The organism is Lolliginicoccus suaedae (assembly GCF_008312885.1).
In the GTDB taxonomy this organism is placed as follows: Bacteria; Actinomycetota; Actinomycetes; order Mycobacteriales; family Mycobacteriaceae; genus Lolliginicoccus; species Lolliginicoccus suaedae.
Window position 1 is genome coordinate 1,137,998 of sequence record NZ_VSSO01000001.1, and the last position, 21,330, is coordinate 1,159,327.

18 protein-coding genes and 1 pseudogene are annotated in these 21,330 nt (G+C 70.0%); 5 read left to right on the forward strand and 14 right to left on the reverse strand.

The genetic code is table 11. The annotated features are described in order from the left end of the window. Window positions 1-84 precede the first annotated feature (84 nt). From infB to rimP, 5 genes and pseudogenes are all read right to left on the reverse strand, one after another. A complete protein-coding gene (infB, locus tag FXO18_RS05245) occupies window positions 85-2,991 on the reverse strand; it encodes a translation initiation factor IF-2 (RefSeq protein WP_456237246.1) in 2,907 nt (968 codons plus the stop codon). A 45-nt stretch (window positions 2,992-3,036) separates the two neighbouring features. Further along, window positions 3,037-3,156 (reverse strand): annotated as a pseudogene (locus FXO18_RS16285) (hypothetical protein); the annotation flags it as partial. 120 nt (window positions 3,157-3,276) lie between these two features. Further along, window positions 3,277-3,630, reverse strand: coding sequence for a YlxR family protein (locus FXO18_RS05250; protein WP_149360136.1), 354 nt, complete (start codon window positions 3,628-3,630; stop codon window positions 3,277-3,279). A 159-nt stretch (window positions 3,631-3,789) separates the two neighbouring features. Further along, on the reverse strand, window positions 3,790-4,791 hold the full coding sequence (gene nusA / locus FXO18_RS05255; RefSeq protein WP_149359943.1) for a transcription termination factor NusA: 1,002 nt from the start codon (window positions 4,789-4,791) through the stop codon (window positions 3,790-3,792). Then, window positions 4,788-5,336, reverse strand: coding sequence for a ribosome maturation factor RimP (rimP, locus tag FXO18_RS05260; RefSeq protein WP_149359944.1), 549 nt, complete (start codon window positions 5,334-5,336; stop codon window positions 4,788-4,790). The genes nusA and rimP overlap by 4 nt, the downstream gene beginning before the upstream one ends. Before the next feature lie 93 nt (window positions 5,337-5,429). Here rimP and FXO18_RS05265 point away from each other — a divergent pair, with 93 nt between their 5' ends. Together FXO18_RS05265 and FXO18_RS05270 are read left to right on the forward strand one after the other, a co-directional pair. After that, complete coding sequence (locus FXO18_RS05265) at window positions 5,430-5,996, forward strand: hypothetical protein (protein ID WP_149359945.1); 567 nt, start codon at window positions 5,430-5,432, stop codon at window positions 5,994-5,996. Beyond that, window positions 5,996-6,502 (forward strand): DUF4439 domain-containing protein, encoded by a 507-nt coding sequence (locus FXO18_RS05270; RefSeq protein WP_149359946.1) that lies wholly within the window; start codon window positions 5,996-5,998, stop codon window positions 6,500-6,502. The genes FXO18_RS05265 and FXO18_RS05270 overlap by 1 nt, the downstream gene beginning before the upstream one ends. Here the strand turns inward: FXO18_RS05270 and FXO18_RS05275 are convergent. Both FXO18_RS05275 and FXO18_RS05280 read right to left on the reverse strand, forming a co-directional pair. Next, complete coding sequence (locus FXO18_RS05275; RefSeq protein WP_149359947.1) at window positions 6,466-7,197, reverse strand: O-methyltransferase; 732 nt, start codon at window positions 7,195-7,197, stop codon at window positions 6,466-6,468. The genes FXO18_RS05270 and FXO18_RS05275 overlap by 37 nt on opposite strands. Window positions 7,198-7,265: 68 nt before the next feature. Further along, window positions 7,266-9,011 carry a proline--tRNA ligase gene (locus FXO18_RS05280; protein ID WP_149359948.1) on the reverse strand — a complete coding sequence of 582 codons (1,746 nt, stop codon included), beginning with the start codon at window positions 9,009-9,011 and terminating at the stop codon, window positions 7,266-7,268. Window positions 9,012-9,093: 82 nt separating this feature from the next. Here FXO18_RS05280 and FXO18_RS05285 point away from each other — a divergent pair, with 82 nt between their 5' ends. Continuing rightward, window positions 9,094-9,834, forward strand: coding sequence for a YaaA family protein (locus FXO18_RS05285; protein ID WP_149360137.1), 741 nt, complete (start codon window positions 9,094-9,096; stop codon window positions 9,832-9,834). Window positions 9,835-9,864: 30 nt separating this feature from the next. Further along, window positions 9,865-10,836, forward strand: a complete 972-nt coding sequence (locus tag FXO18_RS05290) for an arsenic resistance protein (RefSeq protein WP_149359949.1) — start codon at window positions 9,865-9,867, stop codon at window positions 10,834-10,836. On the opposite strand, the gene FXO18_RS05295 is transcribed toward FXO18_RS05290, so the two are convergent. The 7 genes from FXO18_RS05295 to mqo form a co-directional block, all read right to left on the reverse strand. After that, the gene (locus FXO18_RS05295; protein ID WP_149360138.1) at window positions 10,833-12,380 is read right to left on the reverse strand and encodes a DHA2 family efflux MFS transporter permease subunit; all 1,548 of its coding nucleotides are present in this window, start codon (window positions 12,378-12,380) and stop codon (window positions 10,833-10,835) included. The two genes, FXO18_RS05290 and FXO18_RS05295, sit on opposite strands and share 4 nt — an antisense overlap. Window positions 12,381-12,487: 107 nt before the next feature. Further along, window positions 12,488-13,738 (reverse strand): uroporphyrinogen-III C-methyltransferase, encoded by a 1,251-nt coding sequence (cobA, locus tag FXO18_RS05300; RefSeq protein ID WP_149359950.1) that lies wholly within the window; start codon window positions 13,736-13,738, stop codon window positions 12,488-12,490. A 57-nt stretch (window positions 13,739-13,795) separates the two neighbouring features. Continuing rightward, on the reverse strand, window positions 13,796-14,317 hold the full coding sequence (locus FXO18_RS05305; RefSeq protein WP_149359951.1) for a cobalamin biosynthesis protein: 522 nt from the start codon (window positions 14,315-14,317) through the stop codon (window positions 13,796-13,798). Continuing rightward, a complete protein-coding gene (locus tag FXO18_RS05310; RefSeq protein WP_407936425.1) occupies window positions 14,314-15,708 on the reverse strand; it encodes a cobyrinate a,c-diamide synthase in 1,395 nt (464 codons plus the stop codon). Before FXO18_RS05310 ends, FXO18_RS05305 begins: the two co-directional genes overlap by 4 nt. Beyond that, window positions 15,705-16,325, reverse strand: a complete 621-nt coding sequence (gene cobO / locus FXO18_RS05315) for a cob(I)yrinic acid a,c-diamide adenosyltransferase (RefSeq protein WP_149359952.1) — start codon at window positions 16,323-16,325, stop codon at window positions 15,705-15,707. Before cobO ends, FXO18_RS05310 begins: the two co-directional genes overlap by 4 nt. A gap of 70 nt (window positions 16,326-16,395) precedes the next feature. Continuing rightward, on the reverse strand, window positions 16,396-18,405 hold the full coding sequence (locus tag FXO18_RS05320) for a VWA domain-containing protein (RefSeq protein WP_235900456.1): 2,010 nt from the start codon (window positions 18,403-18,405) through the stop codon (window positions 16,396-16,398). Next, window positions 18,402-20,066, reverse strand: a complete 1,665-nt coding sequence (mqo, locus tag FXO18_RS05325; protein ID WP_407936426.1) for a malate dehydrogenase (quinone) — start codon at window positions 20,064-20,066, stop codon at window positions 18,402-18,404. Before mqo ends, FXO18_RS05320 begins: the two co-directional genes overlap by 4 nt. Before the next feature lie 161 nt (window positions 20,067-20,227). On the opposite strand from mqo, the gene FXO18_RS05330 reads away from it, so the two are divergent. Next, entirely contained in the window at window positions 20,228-21,304 is a 1,077-nt protein-coding gene (locus tag FXO18_RS05330; RefSeq protein ID WP_149359953.1) for an alpha/beta hydrolase, read from the forward strand. The last annotated feature ends 26 nt before the right edge of the window (window positions 21,305-21,330 follow it).

Below are 21,330 nucleotides of genomic sequence, written 5' to 3' on the forward strand. Positions count from 1 at the left end.
TGCGACCAGAAGAGGGGCATCGCTGGCATAGCGATGCCCCTCTTCGTCGCGGCTAGCCGTGATGGTCACGGGCAGCCTGATGGATCATTCGCGCGGCTTCTCCCGCATCTCGTAGGTCTCGATGATGTCGCCTTCCCGGATGTCGTTGAACGACAGGGTAAGACCACACTCGAAGCCTTCGCGGACCTCGGTGACGTCGTCCTTCTCGCGTCGCAGCGACTGGACCGTCGTCTGCTCGGCGATGACCATGTTGTCGCGGAGGATCCGTGCCTTCGCGTTGCGGCGCACCACGCCCGAGAGCACCATGCAGCCCGCGATGAGACCGATCTTGGAGGACTTGAAGAGCGCGCGGATCTCGGTACGACCCAGCTCCACCTCCTCGTAGATCGGCTTGAGCATGCCCTTGAGAGCCTGCTCGATCTCCTCGATGGCCCGGTAGATGACCGAGTAGTAGCGGACCTCGACACCCTCGCGGTTGGCGAGCTCGGTGGCCTTGCCCTCGGCGCGCACGTTGAAGCCGATGATGATGGCGTTCGAGGCCGAGGCGAGGTTGACGTTCGTCTCGGTGACGCCACCGACACCACGGTCGATGACCCGGAGCTCGACCTCCTCGCCCACATCGATACCGAGCAGTGCCTCCTCGAGCGCCTCGACGGTGCCCGAGTTGTCGCCCTTGATGATGAGGTTGAGCTGGTGGGTCTCCTTCAGCACCGAGTCGAGATCCTCGAGGCTGATCCGCTTGCGGGACTTCGCGGCCAGTGCATTGCGCTTGCGCGCGTTGCGCCGGTCGGCGATCTGGCGGGCGATGCGGTCCTCGTCGACCACGAGGAGGCTGTCGCCTGCCCCGGGCACGGAGGTGAAGCCCACGACCTGCACGGGGCGCGAGGGGAATGCTTCCCGCACGTCGTCGCCGTTCTCATCGAGCATCCGTCGGACACGCCCGTAGGCATCCCCGGCGACGATCGAGTCGCCGACCCGCAGGGTTCCGCGCTGGATCAGCACGGTAGCGACCGGTCCCCGGCCACGGTCGAGGTGAGCCTCGATCGCGACGCCCTGAGCGGACTGCTCGGGGTTGGCGCGCAGGTCCAGTGTCGCGTCGGCGGTGAGGAGCACCGCCTCGAGCAGGGCATCGATGTTGATGTTCTGCTTCGCGGAGATATCGACGAACATGGTCTCGCCGCCGTACTCCTCTGCAACCAGCCCGTACTCGGTGAGCTGCTGGCGGATCTTGTCCGGGTTGGCACCCTCGACGTCGATCTTGTTGACAGCCACCACGATCGGCACATCCGCGGCCTGGGCGTGGTTGATCGCCTCGACCGTCTGCGGCATGACGCCGTCATCTGCGGCGATCACGACGATGGCGATATCGGTCGCCTTCGCGCCACGGGCACGCATGGCGGTGAACGCCTCGTGGCCCGGGGTGTCGATGAAGGTGATCAGCCGCTCGTTGCCCTCGAGCACGGTCGGCACCTGGTAGGCACCGATGTGCTGGGTGATGCCACCGGCCTCGCCCTCGCGGACGTTGGCCTTGCGGATGGTATCGAGCAGGCGGGTCTTGCCGTGGTCGACGTGACCCATGACGGTGACCACCGGTGGCCGATGCTCGAGATCCTCCTCGACGCCCTCGTCCTCGCCGAAGGTGAGGTCGAACGAGTCAAGGAGCTCGCGATCCTCGTCCTCGGGGCTGACGACCTGGACGTTGTAGTTCATCTCGCTGCCCAGCAGCTCGAGGATCTCGTCGCTCACCGACTGCGTGGCAGTGACCATCTCACCGAGGTGGAACAGTGCCTGCACCAGTGCCGAGGGGTTTGCATCGATCTTCTCGGCGAAGTCCGCGAGCGAGGCGCCCCGGGCGAGACGGATGGTCTCGCCGCTGCCCCGTGGGAGGCGGATGCCGCCCACGCTGGGTGCCTGCATCGAATCATATTCCTGGCGCTTCTGGCGCTTCGACTTGCGACCCCTGCGCGGTGCGCCACCGGGACGACCGAACGCGCCCGCAGCACCGCCGCGGCCACGGCCGCCGCCACCTGGGCGTCCACGGAAGCCACCGGGGGCGCCGCCTGGAGCACCACCGGGAGCGCCGCCTGGAGCACCACCGGGTCCGCCGCGGAAGCCACCACGGGCGGCGCCGCCGCCACCACCTGGTGCGCCGCCCGGACGACCGGGACGACCGCCGGGAGCGGGACGGGCAGAGCGCGAGGGCATCTGTCCGGGGTTCGGGCGCGCAGGCATCGACCCGGGGCTAGGCCGCGAGGGCATCTGCCCGGGCGACGGGCGCGGACCACCCTGGCCAGCGGGCGGGCGTGGCCCGCCCTGGCCGGGGGCCGGACGGCCTGGCGCGCCACCGGCACGCGGAGCGGTCGGCCTTTGCGGCATCTGGCCAGGCGAGGGGCGTGGCCCGCCCTGGCCGGGGGCCGGACGGCCTGGCGCGCCACCGGGACGCGGAGCGCTCGGCCGACCAGGCGCGGGCGCCTGGCGGGCAGCGGGCGCCTCGGTAGGCACGCTGAATGGGTTGTTGCCTACCCGTGGCGCACGCTGGCCGGGCTTGGGAGCACCGGTTCGCGGGGCCGCGGGAGCAGCGGGGCTCGGGCTGGCGCTTTCCTGGGCGGCGGGCTTGCTCGCGGCAGGCTTCGGCGCGCCAGGCTTGGGGGCCGGGGGCTTGCTCGCGGCGGGCTTGCTCGCCTCCGGGGCACTGGCGGCCGGGGCTGCGGGCTCAGCGGGACGCGGAGCGCTCGAGGGGGCGGGTGCTGGCCGTGCCTCGCTAACCGGTGGCGCGGTCGCCTCCGGAGCGGGACGGGGAGCTCCAGGCTTCGGCGCGGGCGCCTGCGGCGCTGCGGGCTTAGCTGGCCCTGGCTTCGGGCGAGAGCCACTGGGGGCTCCCTTGCGCGGGCCCGCGGGGGCCTCGGGCTTGCCCGGGCCGGGCTTCCCCTGGGTTGGCTTTTCCTGGGCGGACTTGCTCGCGCCGGATCCGGAAGCATACTGCTCGCGGATCCTGCGGGCTACGGGGGCCTCGACGGTCGAAGAAGCTGACTTGACGAACTCGCCTTGCTCCTTGAGCGTGGTCAGGAGCTCTTTGCTCGTGACCGTCTGGCCTGATGCGCTGAGCTCTTTTGCTAGCTCGTGCACGCGGATCTTGCCTGGCACTACTCTCCTCACTGATGAGGCCGAGCGGTGACAGGCCGCACGACCTCGGGTTATCGCGGATGATTGTTCATCGCGGGAACTTCATTGCTTGCTCATGTGTTCTCGTGCCTACCCTTCTCGCAGGTCGCGCTGTCATGGTTCATCACTGCCGGTACCACGCCCTCGGGCGCGATCGCACCGTCCGGGCCAGCCACCCGCGGGTGGCGGTGAATCCCGGACAAAACGATCGAGCTCCGTGGTATCCACGTTTCCCGGCCGTCGCAGAGCTTTCCCGAACGCGCGCCGCTTGACCGCCTTGTCCAGGCATTGCGTGGTGGGATGCAACCATGCTCCCCGACCAGGCAAGACCTGGTGCGGATCAGGCGCCAGGCAGAAACGATGCTCATCGCCCTGCAGAGCCACGATCCTCAGCAGATCAGCAGCGAACGTCCTGCGCCGACACCCCACACAAGTCCGCACCGGCATGTGCGCCGGGCGAAGTGGCATCGGGAAGATCGAACTGTCGCTCACGTTGAACCACCCACAAGTGTAGCGCGCGATGAGCGATACGTTAAATGCGAATCGTTCGGCGGGCCACCGCCCTGAGCTCTGGGCGTCCACCGCGCTGCCCGCGCCCGGCCGGGAAGGAACCGTGCCGTGCCCAAGCTACTCGTCTTCACCGGTCGCGGCATCGCTACGGATATCGATGCGCCAGCCTGTCAGGCGCGCGGCGAGCCTGGCGTTCTGGCCCTCCTTGCCGATGGCCAGCGAGAGCTGGTAGTCCGGCACCACTACACGGGCCGAGCGGGTCGCGAGATCCACGACCGAGACCGAGAGCACGCGCGATGGCGACAGTGCATTGGCCACGAAGCGCGACGGATCCTCGTCGTAGTCAACGATGTCGATCTTCTCCTGGCCAAGCTCGCTCATCACGTTGCGCACCCGCTGGCCCATCGTCCCGATGCACGAGCCCTTGGCGTTGAGCCCCGCGACGTGGGAAGTGACCGCGATCTTGGAGCGGTGCCCGGCCTCGCGCGCGACCGCGACGATCTCCACCGACCCGTCCGCGATCTCCGGCACCTCGAGCGCGAACAGCTTGCGCACCAGGTTCGGGTGGGTCCGCGAGAGCGTGATCTGCGTGCCTCGCATGCCACGAGCCACTCCCACGACGTAGCACTTCAGGCGATCGCCATGCTCGTAGCGCTCGCCAGGGACCTGCTCGGCCGCGGGCAGCACGCCCTCGGTCGTGGAGAGGTCGCTGCCGATCCGGACGATCACCATGCCGCGCGCGTTCGCGCGCGTATCCCGCTGGACGACTCCGCCGACGATCTCCCCCTCGTGCGTGGAGACCTCGCCGAATGTCCGATCATTCTCTGCATCGCGGAGGCGCTGGAGGATGACCTGCCGGGCCGTGGTGGCCGCGACCCGGCCGAAGCCCTCGGGCGTATCGTCCCACTCCGCCACGAGGTTGCCGTCGGCATCCTCCTCGTACGCCATGACCGCGACGTTGCCGGACTTGCGGTCGATGTCGATCCGGGCATGGGGCTGGTGCCCCTCGGTGTGGCGGTAGGCCGTGAGCAGCGCGCTCTCGATGGCCTCGATCACGGTATCGACAGGAATGTCCTTGTCGCTCTCGATCGCCCGCAACGCCGCGATATCAATGTTCACTTGTGGGACTCCTCATTGTTCGTGCTCCCGGCATCCCCGAGCGCGAGCGCGACGGCACGCGCGTCCGGTGCCGAGAATTCCACCTGCACCACTGCGCTCGATACCTCGGAGAGGTCAAGCACGTGCGCGGTCGGTCCGTCGGCGCCGCTGACCACGAGCATCACGCCGTCCGGCTGCTCCTGGTCACCGACGAGCGCGCCAACGCGCGCCTCGATGGAACGTCCGGCCGCCCGCACCTTCACCAGCCGGCCACGAGCGCGCCGCCAGTGCCGCGGCAGGGTCAGCGGACGATCGACGCCGGGGGAGGTTACCTCCAGGACATAGGCGAGCTCCCCGAACACCTCGGCAGCGTCGAACGCCTCGGAGATCTCGCGGCTCAGGCCTGCGAGCTCGTCGAGCACGAGCGGCTCGTCCGCATCGACCACCACGGTGATCATGCTGCGATTGCCCGCTGGCGAGACCCGTACTTCCTCGAGATCGCAGCCATGGTCCCTCGCGAGGGGGGACACGATCCGGGCCAGGTCTTCCCGGGATGGCACTGGCATGAACAAACCCTTCGTCTCGATGTGCGCGGCTATGCAGCGCGCGGCCATCCGTGGCCGCGCGAGGCTCTAGCTTAGCGCGCCGGGGATGGCAGGATGACCGGTGTGAACCCGCACGCGCGCCCCGACGGCATTCCCGGCAGATCCATGACACGACGGCAGTGGCTCGCCGCGGTCCCGCCCGGAACCGTGGCGGCGGGCGCTGCGCTGGCCCTCGCCGGTTGCGGCGCGCCGCCTGCTCCGCTGTCCCCCGCGACGGCGGAGGACAGCCTGGCGAGCCATGCGGCGGCCGCGGCCCGCGATGCAGCGCTCGCGCGGTCGGCCTCGGCGACAGCCCCCGCGAGCGCCGATGCCTTGCGGATCGTGACGGCCCAGCGGGTGGAGCATGCGGCCGCGCTGCGTACCGAGATCGCGCGCGCGGCGGGCCGGAGCATCACCGAGCCGCCCGCGAGCATGGACGTGGAGCGGGACGCGGTGCTCGCCGGCATCCCGGCGCTGATGCCCGGGACCCCCGCCGGCCTCGACGCGGTGCGCGCCGCGCTCGCGGAGTCCGTGGAAGCCACCCGGCGGGCCGCGATCCGGTCGACGGGCTACCGGGCAGGACTGCTGGCGTCGGTCAGTGCCGCCTGCTCCGCCCACCTCGAGCTGCTGGGGGATGCGTGATGCAGCACTTCCGCCCCCGCGATGCGCGCCGCCGGGACTCGCACGGCATTGCCTCCCCTGCTGGTGAGCCGGAATCCCTCGACGAGGCTGCCGCGCTCGGCCGGGCCCTTGATCGGGAGCATGCCGCCGTCTTCCTGTACGGCACGCTGCTGGCGTTCGTGGAAGGGCCGGCCACCACGGCCGTGCGTGCCGCCCTCGCTGCGCACCGTGCGCGCCGCGATTCGGTTGTGGAGGCGATGGATTCGCTCGGGCTGGCCCCGGTGATCGCCGCCCCCGCCTACAAGGCCCCCACGGATATCGATTCCTCTGCGTCAGCGATACGGGCGGCAGCCATCATCGAGGATGATTGCGCGCGGGCCTGGCACGCGGTGATCGTGCGCGCTACGGCGCGGCCCGTGCGCGAAGCTGCTGTCGATGCCCTGGCCTCGAGCGCCAGGACCGCGGCTTCGTGGCGGATCGCTCTGGGCGATCAGCCCGCCACCGAGGCGTTTCCGGGCTCGCCCTGATTGCCCGGGCGGACGCGCGCGATCGCGAAGCCGTCCCAGCCCTTGGTGCCGACGGTCTGGATGACGGTGGCATCGAACTTGTTGTCGGAGCCGAGCAGTTCGAGGCCCGCGCGGATGCCACGCGCAGCAGGGTCGGCGGCGTCGATGATCGCGCCATGCCACACCGCGTTGTCGAGCACGACGACCGCGCCGTCCGCGCAGAGCAGGAGCGCGAGGCGCAGGTACTCGGGGATGCTCTCCTTGTCGGCATCGATGAACACGAAGTCGAAGGGCGCGCTCGTGCTGGCCGGGCCTGCGAGCTCCGCGAGGATCGTGGTCGCCTCGCCGACGCGCAGCTCCACGGCATCGGTGAGTCCCGCCTCGCTGATGTTCGCTGCGGCGATCCTGGCGTGGCGCGGCTCGTTGTCGATCGTGACCAGCGTGCCGTCCGGCGGCAGCGCGGAGCCCATCCAGATCGTGCTATAGCCAGCGAGGGTGCCGATCTCGAGCACGCGGCGGGCACCACTGATCGCCACGAGCAGGTGCAGCAGCTTGCCGTGGTTCGGCGCCACCTCGATGGGCGGCAGGCCGGCGTCGATCGCGCGACGCGCGGCGCGCTCGGCATGCTCGTCCGGCGTGACCACGAGCCGCGTGATCAGTGACTCGACGGCGTCGATATCGGCAGGCTGGCCCAAGGGGTGGTTCGCGGACACCATATGCCGATCATGCCCTCTAGCCAGCCATCCCCGCACCCGGAACGGGAACAGGGATGGCTAGGCCTCGATCAGGTCAGCTCGTCGACGATGGTCCCGGCAGGCACCTCGCGGTTCTCCCCCGTCGCGCGGTCCCGGATCTCCACGACGCCGTTGGCCCAGCCACGTCCCACCACGACAATGGTGGGGACACCGATCAGCTCGGCGTCCTTGAACTTCACGCCCGGTGATGCCTTGCGGTCATCGAGGATGACCCGCAGCCCCGCGTCATCGAGCTGCGCAGCGATCGACTCGGCCCCGGTCCAGGCCTGCTCGTCCTTGTTGGCGATCACCACATGGACATCGGCGGGCGCGGCCTCGACCGGCCAGCGCAGGCCCTTCTCGTCGTGCATCTGCTCGGCGATGACCGCCACGAGGCGCGATACACCGATGCCGTAGGAGCCCATGGTGACGCGGGCGGGCTTGCCGTTGACGTCGAGGACGTCGAGATCGAACGCGTTGGTGTACTTGCGACCGAGCTGGAAGATGTGCCCGATCTCGATGCCGCGCGCCGAGACGAGCGTTCCCTCCCCGCTGGGGGCGGGATCGCCGTCGCGGACCTCGGCGGCCTCGATGGTGCCGTCGCCTTCGAAGTCGCGGCCAGCGACAAGGTCCACGACGTGCTTGCCCGGGGCGTCGGCGCCGGTGATCCACCGTGTTCCTGGCACGACCCGGGGGTCGAGGAGGTACCGCACCTTGTTGTCCAGCAATGCCCGCGGACCGATGTAGCCCTTCACCAGGAAGGGCCTCGAGGCGAAGTCGGCATCATCGAGCATGGCGAACTCAGCGGGCGCGAGCGAGGCTTCGAGCCGCTTCTCGTCGACCTCGCGATCGCCCGGGATGCCCACGGCGAGCAACTCCCACTCCCCGCCCGGCAGGCGCGTCTTGACCAGGACGTTCTTCAGCGTGTCCGCGGCGGTGACGGGACGGCCCAGGCGCTCGACTACTTCTTCGCTCGAGTTGGCCCAGTCAACGAGCGTGGCGATGGTGGGTGTGCCTGGCGTGTCATGCACCGTCGCCGCGGGCAGGCCCTCGATGGGCAGCGGCTCGGGCACCGGGGTGGTGACGGCCTCGACGTTGGCGGCATACCCGGTCTCGGGGCTGCGGACGTAGGTGTCCTCGCCGATCGCGCTCTCGGCGAGGAATTCCTCGGAGGCGCTGCCGCCCATCGCGCCCGAGGTCGCGGTGACGATCACGTAGCGCAGGCCGAGCCGGTCGAAGATGCGCTGGTAGGCGGCACGGTGCCGCTGGTACGACTCGGCGAGCCCCTCGTCGGTGACGTCGAAGGAGTAGGAGTCCTTCATGATGAACTCGCGGCCGCGGAGGATGCCGGCGCGCGGGCGCTCCTCGTCGCGATACTTGTTCTGCACCTGGTACAGGATGACGGGAAGGTCCTTGTAGGAGCTGTACTCGCCCTTGACCGTCAGGGCGAAGAGCTCCTCATGGGTTGGGCCGAGGAGGTAATCAGCGTTCTTGCGGTCCTTGAGCCGGAACAGCCCGTCGCCGTACTCGGTCCAGCGCCCGGTCGCCTCGTAGGGCTCGCGGGGGATCAGTGCGGGCAGCGAGATCTCCTGCGCGCCGATCGCGTCCATCTCTTCCCGCACCACGCGCTCTACCTCCCGCAGCACCCGCAGGCCCAGTGGTAGCCAGGAGTAGATGCCCGGTGCGACGCGCCGGATGTATCCGGCACGGACGAGCAGCTTGTGGCTGGGGACCTCGGCATCGGCGGGATCCTCGCGCAGCGTGCGGAGGAACAGGTGAGAAAGTCGGGTGATCACGGCATGCAACACTATCGTGCCCGGCACGGTTGTCGCACATGGCGGCACGACGCTGGCGCGCGTCACCGATAGGGTGTGGGGCGTGCTGATAATCCTCCCGCCCTCGGAGACCAAGGCGCTCGGCGGCTCGGGCGCCCCGCTCGATCTCGCCAGGCTGGCGCTGCCGGGCCTCGCGCCCATCCGGGAGCACATCGTCGATGCCACTGTCGCTTTGGCTGCGGACCCGGATGCGTGCGCGGCGGCGCTCAAGCTAGGGCCGCGGCAGCTCGACGATGTGGGCCGCAATGCCGCGCTGTGGTCGAGCCCCTCGATGCCGGCGCTCGAGCGCTACACGGGGGTGCTCTTCGATGCGCTCGACGCCGGGTCGATGACCTTGTCAGAGCGTGGCAGGGCCGAGGAACGCCTGATGATCGGCTCCGCGCTGCTTGGCGCGGTGGGGGCGACTGATCCGATCCCGTACTACAAGCTCTCCGCTGCTTCGCGCATCCCCGGCGAGCCCACGTTGCGTGCCTTGTGGCGGCCCGTGCTGGGCGAGGAGATCGCTGCGCTGGGACGGGGGCTCGTCGTCGATCTCCGCTCGGGCGGGTATGCCGCGCTCGGTCCGGTGCCGGGCGCCATCTCGGTGACGGTGATGAGCGAGCGACCAGATGGATCACGTGCCGTGGTGAGCCATTTCAACAAGCATTACAAGGGCCTGCTGGCGCGGGCGCTCGCGGTGGCCCCGCGGGAGCCCGAGGATGCGCGGGGCGTTGCGCGCCTCGCTGGGGAGCACGGCATGCGGGCGGAGGTTCCGGGCCCGCACGACGTGACATTGGTCGTCTAGCTGCGGATGCCTGGTCGAGAGGGGCTGGTGATGGATCGCCTGGTCCTGGAGCGTCGGCAGGTCTGGATCTATCTCATCGCGATCGCGGTGGGCCTGCTCGCCGGTAGCGCCTGGCCGCGCGCCGGGGGCCTCCTCGAGGCGCTGATCTGGCCGTTCCTCGTGCTGCTGCTCTACGTGACGTTCACCCAGGTGCCGATGCTGCATATGCGCGAGGCCCTGCGGGATCGTCGCTTCGTGGCGGCGCTGCTCTTCGGCAACTTCATCCTTGTCCCGGCCCTGGCCTGGGGGCTGATTCAGTTCCTGCCGGCCGAACCCGCGATCCGGCTCGGGGTGCTGCTCGTGCTGCTGGTGCCGTGCACGGATTGGTTCATCACCTTCACGCAGCTCGGCCGTGGCGATGTGCCGCGCGCGATCGCCGCGACACCGGTGAACCTCGTGCTGCAACTGCTGCTGCTGCCGCTGTACTTATGGCTGCTGCTGGGTCCCGGCCTCGCCACGACGATTGGTCCACGCGATGCCGCGCCCGCGCTAGCGGTGGTGCTGGTGCCCCTTGCAGCGGCGATCGCTTCGGAGCGGTGGTTCGAGTCCCGGCCTGGCCGGGCGCGGGCGCGCGATCGCCTCGGATGGCTCCCCGTCCCCCTGCTCGCCGTCGTGGTGCTGCTGGTGGCTGGCGCGCAGGTCCAGGCGGTCGGCGAGGTGATGCACCTGCTGCCCGTGCTGGTGCCGGTGTTCGTTGCTTATCTTCTCACGGCCTCGCTGCTCGCCCGCGGGCTGGCATGGCTGGCCCGGCTGCCCGTCGAGCAGGGCCGGACCCTGGCATTCAGCATGGGAACGAGGAACTCGTTCGTTGTGCTGCCCGTGGCCCTGGCTCTGCCCGGCGGGGAGATCGTGGCTGTGGTGATCGTCACCCAGTCGCTCGTCGAGCTGCTTGGGATGGTCTTCTACCTGTGGTGGGTGCCGCGCGTCCTGTTCGCTGGGACAACACGGGAGCACCAGGGCTAGAGCACCTCGCTCGCGTCCTGGGCCGCGCGTGCCTGCGCGACCTGCTGCGGGGTGAAGCGCATCCACAGGCCGACGAGGAGGGTGAGCACCACGGCCAGTCCCGCGGTGGCGCCGATCGCGAACATGTAGCCGTCGCCGAGGGCCGTGACCTGGCTGGCAGTCATCTCATCGACGGGACCACTGATGCCCCCGAGGTACAGGGTGCGGGAAGTAGCGATGGCACCGACGATGGCGAGCCCCATCGCGCCGCCGAGGGTCTGGGCGACCAGCGCGATCGCGGTGAGCGGGCCGATCTCGCTCGACGGGACCCCCGCTACGGCGCACAGGGTCAGCGGCACCACGGCCATGCCCACTCCGGCACCGACAACGAGGATCGCGGGAAGAAGGTCCGCGGCGTAGGTGGACTGCGCGTCCATGCGGGAGGCCAGCCCGAGTCCGACGGCCATCAGGATCCCGCCCGAGGCCACGAGCCAGCGGGGCTGGTAGCGCACCGCGAGGGTCGCCGAGATCTGCGCGGCGATGCCGAGCGCGACGGCGAAGGGCATGAAGGACAGCCCCGCCTCGAGCGGGCTGAAGCCGATGATCTCCTGGACGAACAGGGCCACGAACACGGCCATGCACATGGTGATGGAGCCCGCGATCGCGATCGCCACGAACGTGATGACACGGTCGCGGTCGCGGAAGAGCACGAACGGCAGCAGGGGGTTCTCGGCACTGCGCTCGACGAGGAGGAACACACCGAGCAGCACCAGCCCGACCGCGAGGGCCACGACGACGCTGCCGTGGTCCCATCCGACCTCAGCACCCTGGGTCAGTCCGTAGACCAGCGCGGTGGCGCCCGAGGTACCCAGCACCGCGCCCGGCACATCGAGGCTGCGGCGCGGTCCTTGCGACTCGGGCAAAGCGGTGCGGGCCTTGACCAGGATCAGCAGGCCGACCGGGATATTGACCAGGAAGATCCACCGCCACGAGATCTCGGTGAGCGCGCCACCGAGCAACAGGCCGGAGACCGAGCCGAGCGCAGTCATCATGGCGAAGATCGCGAACGCCTGGTTCCGCACCGGACCAGCCGCGAAGGTGGTGGCTACCAGGGCGAACGCCGTGGGCGAGGCGACGGCGGCACCGGCGCCCTGCAGCACGCGGGCGAGGATGAGCACCATGTCGGTGGTGGCGAGCCCGGCAACGAGCGAGGCCATGGTGAAAGCGGCGACGCCGGCCATGAACATGCGCTTGCGACCGAAGGTATCGCCGAGGCGCCCGCCGAGCAGCATCAGCCCGCCGAACGCGAGCGCATAGCTGGTGATGACCCAGGTGCGGCCACTGTCGGTGAGGCCGAGATCGTTCTGCAGGCGGGCGAGCGCGAGATTGACGACGGTGCCGTCGAGCACGACCATGAGCTGCAGGGCGCTGAGCACGACGATCGCCCATCCGAGGACGCGTGTTGCTGCACCGTCGTGGACCACGTGCGTTGTTCCTCCGCCCGATCCCGCTGGTGTCGCGGATCCCTGGTCGATCGTTCGTGAGCCCGGCCCATCGCTGGCCATCGCGTGCTTTTTGCCCGCGCCGATGTCGATGCTCACGGTCCGCGCTCCTTTGCGTCGTCGATCGAGCCTTTCGTTACCTATCGTCAACCAACACGCAATTCGTTTCACTAAATACCAGGTGCGATGCCCGCCACATCGCCGAAGACGATGATCGCGGGCGGCCGGATCCCGTTCTCGGAGACCGCCGCCGCGACATGCGCCAGATCGGTGCGCACGACGCGCTGTCCCCGGGTAGTGCCTTCCTGCACGACGGTGACCGGCGTGGCGGGCTCCCTCCCACCGTCGAGCAACGCTGCGGCGAACTGCTCGATCCGCTCGACGCCCATCAGCAGCACGATGGTGCCCCGCAACCGGGCGAGCGCCGACCAATCCGTCAGCGACTGGGGATGGCCGGGCGCCACGTGCCCGCTGACGATCACGACCTCGTGCGCCACGCCTCTATGGGTGATGGGCACCCCTGCCGCGGCGGGCACCGCGAACGCCGAGGAGATCCCGGGGACCATCGTCACTGGCACCCCGGCCTCGACGCACGCGAGGAGCTCCTCGAAGCCCCGGCCGAACAGGTAGGGGTCCCCGCCCTTGAGCCGCACCACGAACTTGCCAGCACGCGCGCGATCGATGAGGGTGTCGTTGATCGCTTCCTGCGCCATCGACCGGCCGTAGGGGATCTTCGATGCGTCGATCACCTCCACGGACGGGGAGAGCTCGGCGAGCAGCTCGGGCGGGGCGAGCCGGTCGGCAACAACGACATCGGCGTGCGCGAGCAAGCGGCGGCCACGCACCGTGATCAGGTCCGGGTCCCCCGGCCCCCCGCCGACGAGCGCCACGCCGGCATAGGCGCTCGACCGGGAACCATGATCGTCGACGGCGCCGGTCTGCAGGGCATCGCGGATCGCGTTGCGGATCGCGGCCGATCGGCGATGATCCCCGCCCGCGATCACGCCAACGGTCAACCCGTCGTACGACGTCGATGCGGGCGTGACCGCCGTGCCCTTGCGCGCCACGTCCGCGCGCACGCAGAAGATCCGCTGGGACTCGGCCTCGGCGACCACTGCGGCGTTGACCTCGGGATCGTCGGTGCAGGCGATCGCGTACCACGCCCCCGCGAGATCCCCGGGCTGGTAGGGGCGCAGGTCAAGCTCGATCTGCCCGCCCGCCGCCATGCCCTCGACGGCCGCGGTCGCTGCGATGGTCACCACCTCCACGAGCGCGCCCGAGGCGACGAGAAGCGGCAGCCTGCGCTGGGCCACCGACCCGCCGCCCACGACCACCACCTTGCGACCGGCGAGATCAAGGCCTGCCAGGTAGGGCGTCTGGCCCGATGCCGCGTCGCGGCCCTCCGACGTGCTATCGCGCACCGTTGCTGCTCCTCACTCCACATGCCACCAGCAGGGTGGCGGCGAACCTGCCAAAGCCTAGTACCTGGCCATCCCGGCGGCACCAATGGCCTGCCCGCGCTGCGGCTGGTCCACCCAGGTAGCTCGCGCGACCGCTCCCGTGACGAAGCGGCCCACCAGCTTGGGCACCAGCATGTCGATCGCCGCGGCGGCGCCAGGAACGGGCCATCCGCGCAGCGATGCCGCGCGCGGGATGAGGTCGGAACTGCCTCTCGCGCGGCGCGCGGCTCCAGTCAGCCGCCGTGCCGCGCAGATCGCCGCGGCCTCGGCGACGCTCGCGGTTCCCACCGTGGCCTCCAGCCTGCGGCTTGGCGCATGCACCGGGACCACGGTGAGCTCGGCGGCATCGAACCCCTCGATGCGGATCGGCGCGAAAGCCTCCACCCCACGCACGAGGGCCAGGGAGCCGGACTTGCTCTCGAGGGTCCCCACTCCCACGAATGTCAGTACACCGGCCGCTCGCGCGAGCTCCGCCAGCATGTCCAGCACATCCAGATGGCTGGCCCGCGACGAGATGCCCAGCCCCGCTGTCACGATCATGCGCTCGCCCCCACGCCCGCTGCGGCGAGCCTGACGAACCGGGCCATGGCCGCGGGCCGAGCGACCGGATGGGTATGCAAGTAGGAGGCATGCACACCGCGACGGACCACGCCCTCGCGCACGGCGGCGCCGTCGTGCGCGCGCCAGCCCCACGCGTCCTGGACCGGTGCGTTACCCGTTGCGCCCGCCTCGATGCTGGTGCGATGGAACTCATGGCCGGTGATGCGCTCCCCTGGCTCGAACAACGCCGACGATGCGAGCGCGATGGCGTCCCGGTACCCGAGGACGAGCCGCTTGCCGAACCGCGCGCGCACGTCGAGCGCGCCCACCATCTCGTGCCCGTCGAGCTCGCGCGCCAGATAGACCAGTCCCGCGCATTCCGCGTGCACGGGCATGCCACGCTCGATGGCGTCCCGGATCTGCGCGCGCACTATCGCGTTCTCCGCGAGCGCGCCCGCGTGCTCCTCCGGGAATCCGCCGGGCAGGATGAGAGCGGTGGAGCCGGGCGGCAAGGGATCGGCCAGCGGATCGAAGCGCACGATCTCGGCGCCGGCGGCCCGCAGCAGCTCATCCTGCTCGGCGTAGACAAAGCTGAACGCGGGCCCCGCCGCCACCGCTACCCGCGCGGATCCTGGCGAGGCGCCGGAGAGGGATGGCGCGATGGCTGCCGCGGGATCCCATGCCTCGGCGCTCGTGCTCGCCCGCGCGAGCGCGCGGATCGCGTCGAGATCGATGTGCGCGCGAGCGAGCGACACCATCGCATCGCGCGCGCGGATGGCGCCCGCGCCGCCCTCCTTCGCCGTGACCAGGCCGAGGTGGCGGGAACGGACCGTCGCGGCATCGAGCCGCGGCACGCAGCCCAGCACGGGCATCCCTGCCCGGTCGCACGCTTCCCGCAGCACTTCCGCGTGCCGGTCGCTGCCGACCTGGTTGAGGATCACCCCGGCGATGCGCACCCGCGGATCGAACGTGGCGAAGCCATGCAGCAGCGCGGCGAGGCTCTGGCTGTGCCCGCGCACATCCACCACGAGCACCACGGGCGCACCGAGCAGCGCGGCAATGTGTGCCGTCGACCCGGTCGCGGGCTCGCCGCTACCGATGCGACCGTCGAAAAGCCCCATGACTCCCTCGATGACCGCGATGTCGCAGCCTCGCGAACCATGCTGGTAGAGCGGTCCGATGAGATCCGGGCTGGTGAGGACCGCGTCGAGGTTGCGCCCGACCCGGCCCGTGGCGAGACCGTGGTAGCCGGGATCGATGTAGTCGGGCCCCACCTTGAACGGGGCAACGCGCATGCCCTGGTCGGTGAGCGCGCCCATGATGCCGGTGGCCAGCGTCGTCTTGCCGCTGCCCGAGGCGGGGGCGGCGAGCACCACTGCCGGTACGGTCACCACTCGATGCCCCGCTGGCCCTTGCGCCCCGCGTCCATGGGGTGCTTGACCTTGGTCATCTCGGTGACGAGGTCCGCGGCGTCGATGAGCTCCGGGGGCGCATCCCGTCCCGTGATCACCACATGCTGGTTGCCGGGCCGCGAGCGCAGGGTGTCGACGACTTCGCCGACGTCTATCCAGCCCCACTTGAGCGGATAGGTGAACTCATCGAGCAGGTAGAAGCGGTGCCGCTCGCTGGCGAGCCGGCGGGCGATCTCCGCCCAGCCCTCGCGGGCGGCGTCCGCGTGGTCCGAATCATCGCCGTGCTTGCGGATCCACGACCATCCCTCGCCCATCTTGTGCCACTCGACGGGGCCGCCGATGCCACTGGCGAGGTGCGCGTCGCCGAGCGCGCGCAGGGCGGTCTCCTCGCCGACGCGCCACTTGGCGCTCTTGACGAACTGGAACACCCCGATGTCGAAGCCCTGGTTCCAGGCCCGCAGCGCCAGGCCGAACGCGGCCGTGGACTTGCCCTTCCCCGCGCCGGTGTGGACCGCGAGCACCGGCTGCTGGCGGCGCTGCCTGGTGGTGAGGCCATCGTCGGGGATCGTGCCCTGCTCCGGTACGCCCTTGGGCATCGTGTTCCTTTCCTCCTCGGTGCCGCGCCCCGTCCGGGCCCGGACCGCCATTGCCCGAGATCTGGAGCGGCTAGGCCGCGGCGGCCCCGGGCCCGCGTGCCGCGCGGACCACGCCGGAGACGGTGCTGGCGGACAACTGGTTCAACCGTACGTATCCACCACGGAGGTGGTGGGCGAGTTCGGCAGCAAGGCCGAGCGAGACCATGCCGTGCTCGCAATCGATGGTGATCGAGGCAATGCCGTCCCTCGCCATGCCGCGCGCTGCCGTCCGGGCGCGCGCGACAGGTTCTGGGCCCGCGGTGGCGCGGCCGTCGGTCAGCAGGACCACGAGCGCCCGCCGGTCAGGGTCGCGGCGGCGCTCGCGCTGGATGAGTCCACGAGCCTCGACCAGTCCTTCCGCGAGCGGGGTGCGGCCGCCGGTGCGGAGGTCGCGCAGGCGACGAGCAGCGACATCGGTCGAGCCAGTGGGGGGCAGCACGATGTCAGCGCTGGTGCCCCGCAGGGTGATCACGGCGACCTTGTCGCGCCGCTGGTAGGCATCACGGAGCAGCGAGCGCACGGCGCCGGTCACGGCGGAGAGCCGGTCGCGCGCGGCCATCGAGCCGGATGCATCGACGACGAAGATCACCAGGTTGCCCTCCCGGTCCTCGCGCGCCGCGCCACGCATGTCCTCGAGACGAATGGCGAGCCCGCCCCGTCGCGGGACCTCGGCGGCGGCAGCCCGGATCGTCGCGGGTGCGTGCATCCCGCTGCCGGTATAGGGCCCCGCGCGGACGATGCGGCCCCGTGGGGAGACCGAGCGGGACCGGCGGCCCGCCGCGCCCGAGCCCCGTCCTGGCAGCTCGAAGCGGGGCGCGGTGAATCCCGGGCCGGGCGCGCCTGCCGTTCGCTCGCGGGCCTTCCCGCTCGGGCCCTGGGGCGGCTCCGGCTGCGGCTCCCCGCCCCCTCCGGGACCGTCGTCCTCGGGGCCATCGTCGCCGGGGCCGTCGTCGTCGGGGCCGTCGTCGTTCGGGCCTCCATCGCCGGTCGGGCCGTCGTCCCCGTTGGCGCCCGAGGCATCGGGACCTTGATCATCACTGCTCGATGTGCCGGGCTCGTCCTCGTCGCCCACCGCGGAACGGGCCTCGGTGATCGCTTCGTCGAGCTCGTCCTCGCTCATGCCTGTCTCGTCGAACGGATCGCGGCGCCTGCGGTGCGGCAGCGCGAGCTCCGCAGCTATGCGGATGTCGTCCTCGGTGACTGTGCTGCCGCCCCGCCAGGCGGCGTGCGCGGTGGCGGCGCGAGCGATCACGAGGTCCGCGCGCATGCCGTCCACATCGAGCCGGGCGCAGATGGCGGCGATGCGCCGGATCTCCCGCTCGGGAAGGCGCACAGCCGCTACCGCGTCCCGTGCTTCGCGGATGCGGTCGGCTAGCTGCGCGTCAGCGGGGGCGTAGGCATCGGCGAAGGCTTGGGGATCACGCTCATAGTCGAGCCGTCGCATCACGACGGCGGTGCGGATGTCGAGATCGCGGGAAGCGGCGACATCCACGGCAAGGCCGAAGCGGTCGAGCAGCTGCGGTCGCAGCTCGCCCTCCTCGGGGTTCATGGTGCCGACGAGCACGAACCGGGAGGGATAAGCGTGGGAGAAGCCGTCGCGCTCGACATGGACCCGTCCCATGGCGGCGGCATCGAGGAGCACGTCGACGAGGTGATCGTGGAGCAGGTTCACCTCGTCGACGTACAGGACGCCGTCGTGCGCGCGGGCGAGGAGCCCCGGCCGGAACGCGTGCTCGCTGTCGCGCAGGACGCGCTCGAGGTCGATCGAGCCGACGACCCTGTCCTCGGTGGCGCCGATGGGCAGCTCCACCAGCGGCGCCCTGTGCTGCTCGGTCCCCGCTAGCGGGGCTGGCAGGAGCCGGGCGAGGGCGCGCACGATGGTGGACTTGGCCGTGCCCTTCTCGCCACGCACCAGCACCCCGCCGATGGCGGGGCTGATGGCGCAGAGGATCAGGGCAAGGCGCAGCTGGTCCTGTCCAACGATCGCGCTGAACGGGTAGCCGGGCGTGTCGCCCGGTTCGCCGGGGCGGCCCTGGATCACGATTCGCTGGGCGCTTCCCCGGCCGATCGCTCGGTGGGCTCGCCGCCCAGGCCCGTATCCTCGGCGGGAGAGCCAGCACCAGCGGAGACCTCCGCCGACGGGGCGTCGGCAGCCGCGGCGGCAGCGGTCGGCTCCGGTTCAGGGACGAGCTTGAGCACGTTGTTGGTCCAGTCCCACAGCTCCTGGTACAGCGCGGGCTCGGCGTTGAGCTGGCGGCCGACGGACGGGATCATGCGCTGCAGTTCCTTCTCCCACGTCTTGTAGCGCGTGGTGAAGCACCGCTCGAGCACCTCGAGCATCGCAGAGACACAGGTCGATGCGCCTGGCGAGGCACCGAGCAGCCCGGCGATGGAGCCGTCCTCGGCAGCGACGATGGCGGTACCGAACTCCAGCGTTCCCTTGGTGTCCTTGCCGGTGCGGATGGTCTGCACGCGCTGCCCGGCGGTGATGAGATCCCAGTCCTTGCCGTCGGCATCCGGGATGAACTCGGACAGGGCGTCGATGCGGGTCTGGTCGGACTGCACGACCTGCTCGATGAGGTACTTGGTGAGCCCCATCTCGTGGATGCCGACGCTCATCATCTGGAGGATGTTGCTCGGCTTGACCGACAGGAACAGGTCGGTCAGGTGGCCTTCCTTGAGGAACTTCGGCGTCCAGCCCGCGTACGGGCCGAAGAGGAGGCCGCGATCCCCCGCGATGACACGGGTATCGAGGTGCGGGACGGACATGGGCGGCGCGCCCACGGCGGCTTTGCCGTATACCTTCGCCTCGTGCTGCTTGATGAGGTCAGGATTGGTGCAGCGCAGGAACTGGCCGCTGATGGGGAAGCCGCCGAAGCCCTTGATCTCCTTGATGCCAGACTTCTGCAGGAGGGGCAGCGCGCCGCCGCCAGCGCCGACGAAGACGAACCGAGCGATGACAGTGCGCTTGGCGCCAGTGCGGACGTTGCGCACCTTGAGCTTCCAGCGGCCGTCGCTCTGCTTGGTGATGTTGGCGACCTCGTGCCCGAACCGCACGTCGTAGCCGGAAGCACCGAGGTGGGTGAGGAGCTGGCGGGTCAGTGCCCCGAAGTCGACGTCGGTGCCGAGATCGAAGCGGTTGAGGGCGATCGGGTCACTGAAGTCACGCTTGCGCGCCATCAGGGGCAGCCACTCGGAGAACGTGCTGCGGTCCTGCGTGTACTGGATGCCCTCGAAGAGGGTCTCGCCAGCGAGCGCGTCGTACCGCTTGCGCAGGTACTTCACGTTGTCCTCGCCATGCACGAAGCTGATGTGCGGCACTGGGTTGATGAACCGGGAGGGGTTGCCGAGGATGCCCTTCTCCACCGCGTAGGCCCAGTACTGGCGCGACACCTGGAAGCGCTCGTTGATGTCGATCGCCTTGTCGATGCTGACGCTGCCGTCGGCGTTCTGCGGCGTGTAGTTCAGCTCGCACAGCGCGGAGTGGCCCGTCCCGGCATTGTTCCAGGGGTCGCTGCTCTCGGCGGCGGCGGCATCGAGCCGCTCGAACAGCGAGACGGTCCAGTCTGGCTCGAGCTCGGTGAGCAGGGATCCGAGCGTGGCGCTCATGATTCCCGCGCCGATCAGCGCGACATCGACTGACTGCTCGGTAATTCCGCCGCTCGAAGCGTTGCTCCGGTCATGCGCATCATGTTCTGGCACTGGACTCAACTTTCTTGTCCGGTCGTTCGGCACCCATCAACCTCCCATAGACCCTAGCGGGTGCATGAGCGTGATGCTGTCACCGTCCGCGCAGGTCCGCGTGCGGTGTGTTCCATCCTGCCTCATCTGTGTTCTAGCAGTATGCGCGATAGGGTGTTTTCGTGACCACATGGACCGCGGACATCCTGGGGGAAGACTTCGAGCAGCGCACGATCGAGCTGGGCACCGACCCTGATGGGGAGGGCGAGATCGTCGCGACGCTGGTGCGCCACGCGCCGCCGGAGGGCCGGTTTCCCGCTGCTCACAGCGCTGCGCTGTATGTGCACGGGTACTCGGACTACTTCTTCCAGCGGCATCTTGCCGAGGCATTCGCCGCTGCGGGGCACGCGTTCTACGCCCTGGACCTGCGCAAGTGCGGGCGCTCGCAGCGCCCCGGCCTGACACCGCATTTTGTGACCGATCTCGCGGTCTACGACGAGGAGCTCGGCGCGTCGATCGACATCATTCGCGGCGAGCTCGGCCCGGGGCCCGGGGACCGCATCGTCGTCTCCGCCCATTCCACCGGCGGGCTGATCCTGCCCCTGTGGCTGGATCGGCTGGAGCAATCCGAGGGCGGCACGAGCAGTCGCGGGATCATCGGCATGGTGCTCAATAGCCCCTGGTTCGACATGCAGGGATCCTGGTGGCTGCGCAGCGTTGGCACGGCCGCCATCGATGCGGTGGGGCGGGTGCAGCCGCTGCGCATCGCCCAGGACGCGAAGTTCGATGGCTATGGGTCGAGCCTGCACCGGGACCGCCACGGCCAGTGGGACTTCGACACCACCTGGAAGCCCTACGGCGGGTACGCGGCGCGGTTCGGGTGGCTGAGGGCGGTTCGCCGCGGTCACCTGCAGCTGCACCGCGGCCTCGACACCGGGGTGCCGTCGTTGATCCTGCGCTCGGACCGGACATGGTTCTCTCCCCACTACCAGCCGGAGATCGATAACGTGGACTGCGTGCTCGATGTCCGCCAGATCGCGAAGTGGTCGGGCTGCGTCGGCAATCGCGTGTCCGTGGTCCCGATCGAGGGCGCGCGGCACGATGTGTTCCTCTCCAACGAGCCGGCGTTGTCGGAAGCAATGCTCGAGCTTGGTGTGTTCCTCGATTGGCTCGCTGGCCGGGAGGCACCCGCGCGGCCCGCAATGGATGGCACCGCAGCAGCAGGTGGCAGGGAAACGAGCGACGCGCCGGTGCGCTGACCGGGAGCAGCGGACCGGAGGTTCAC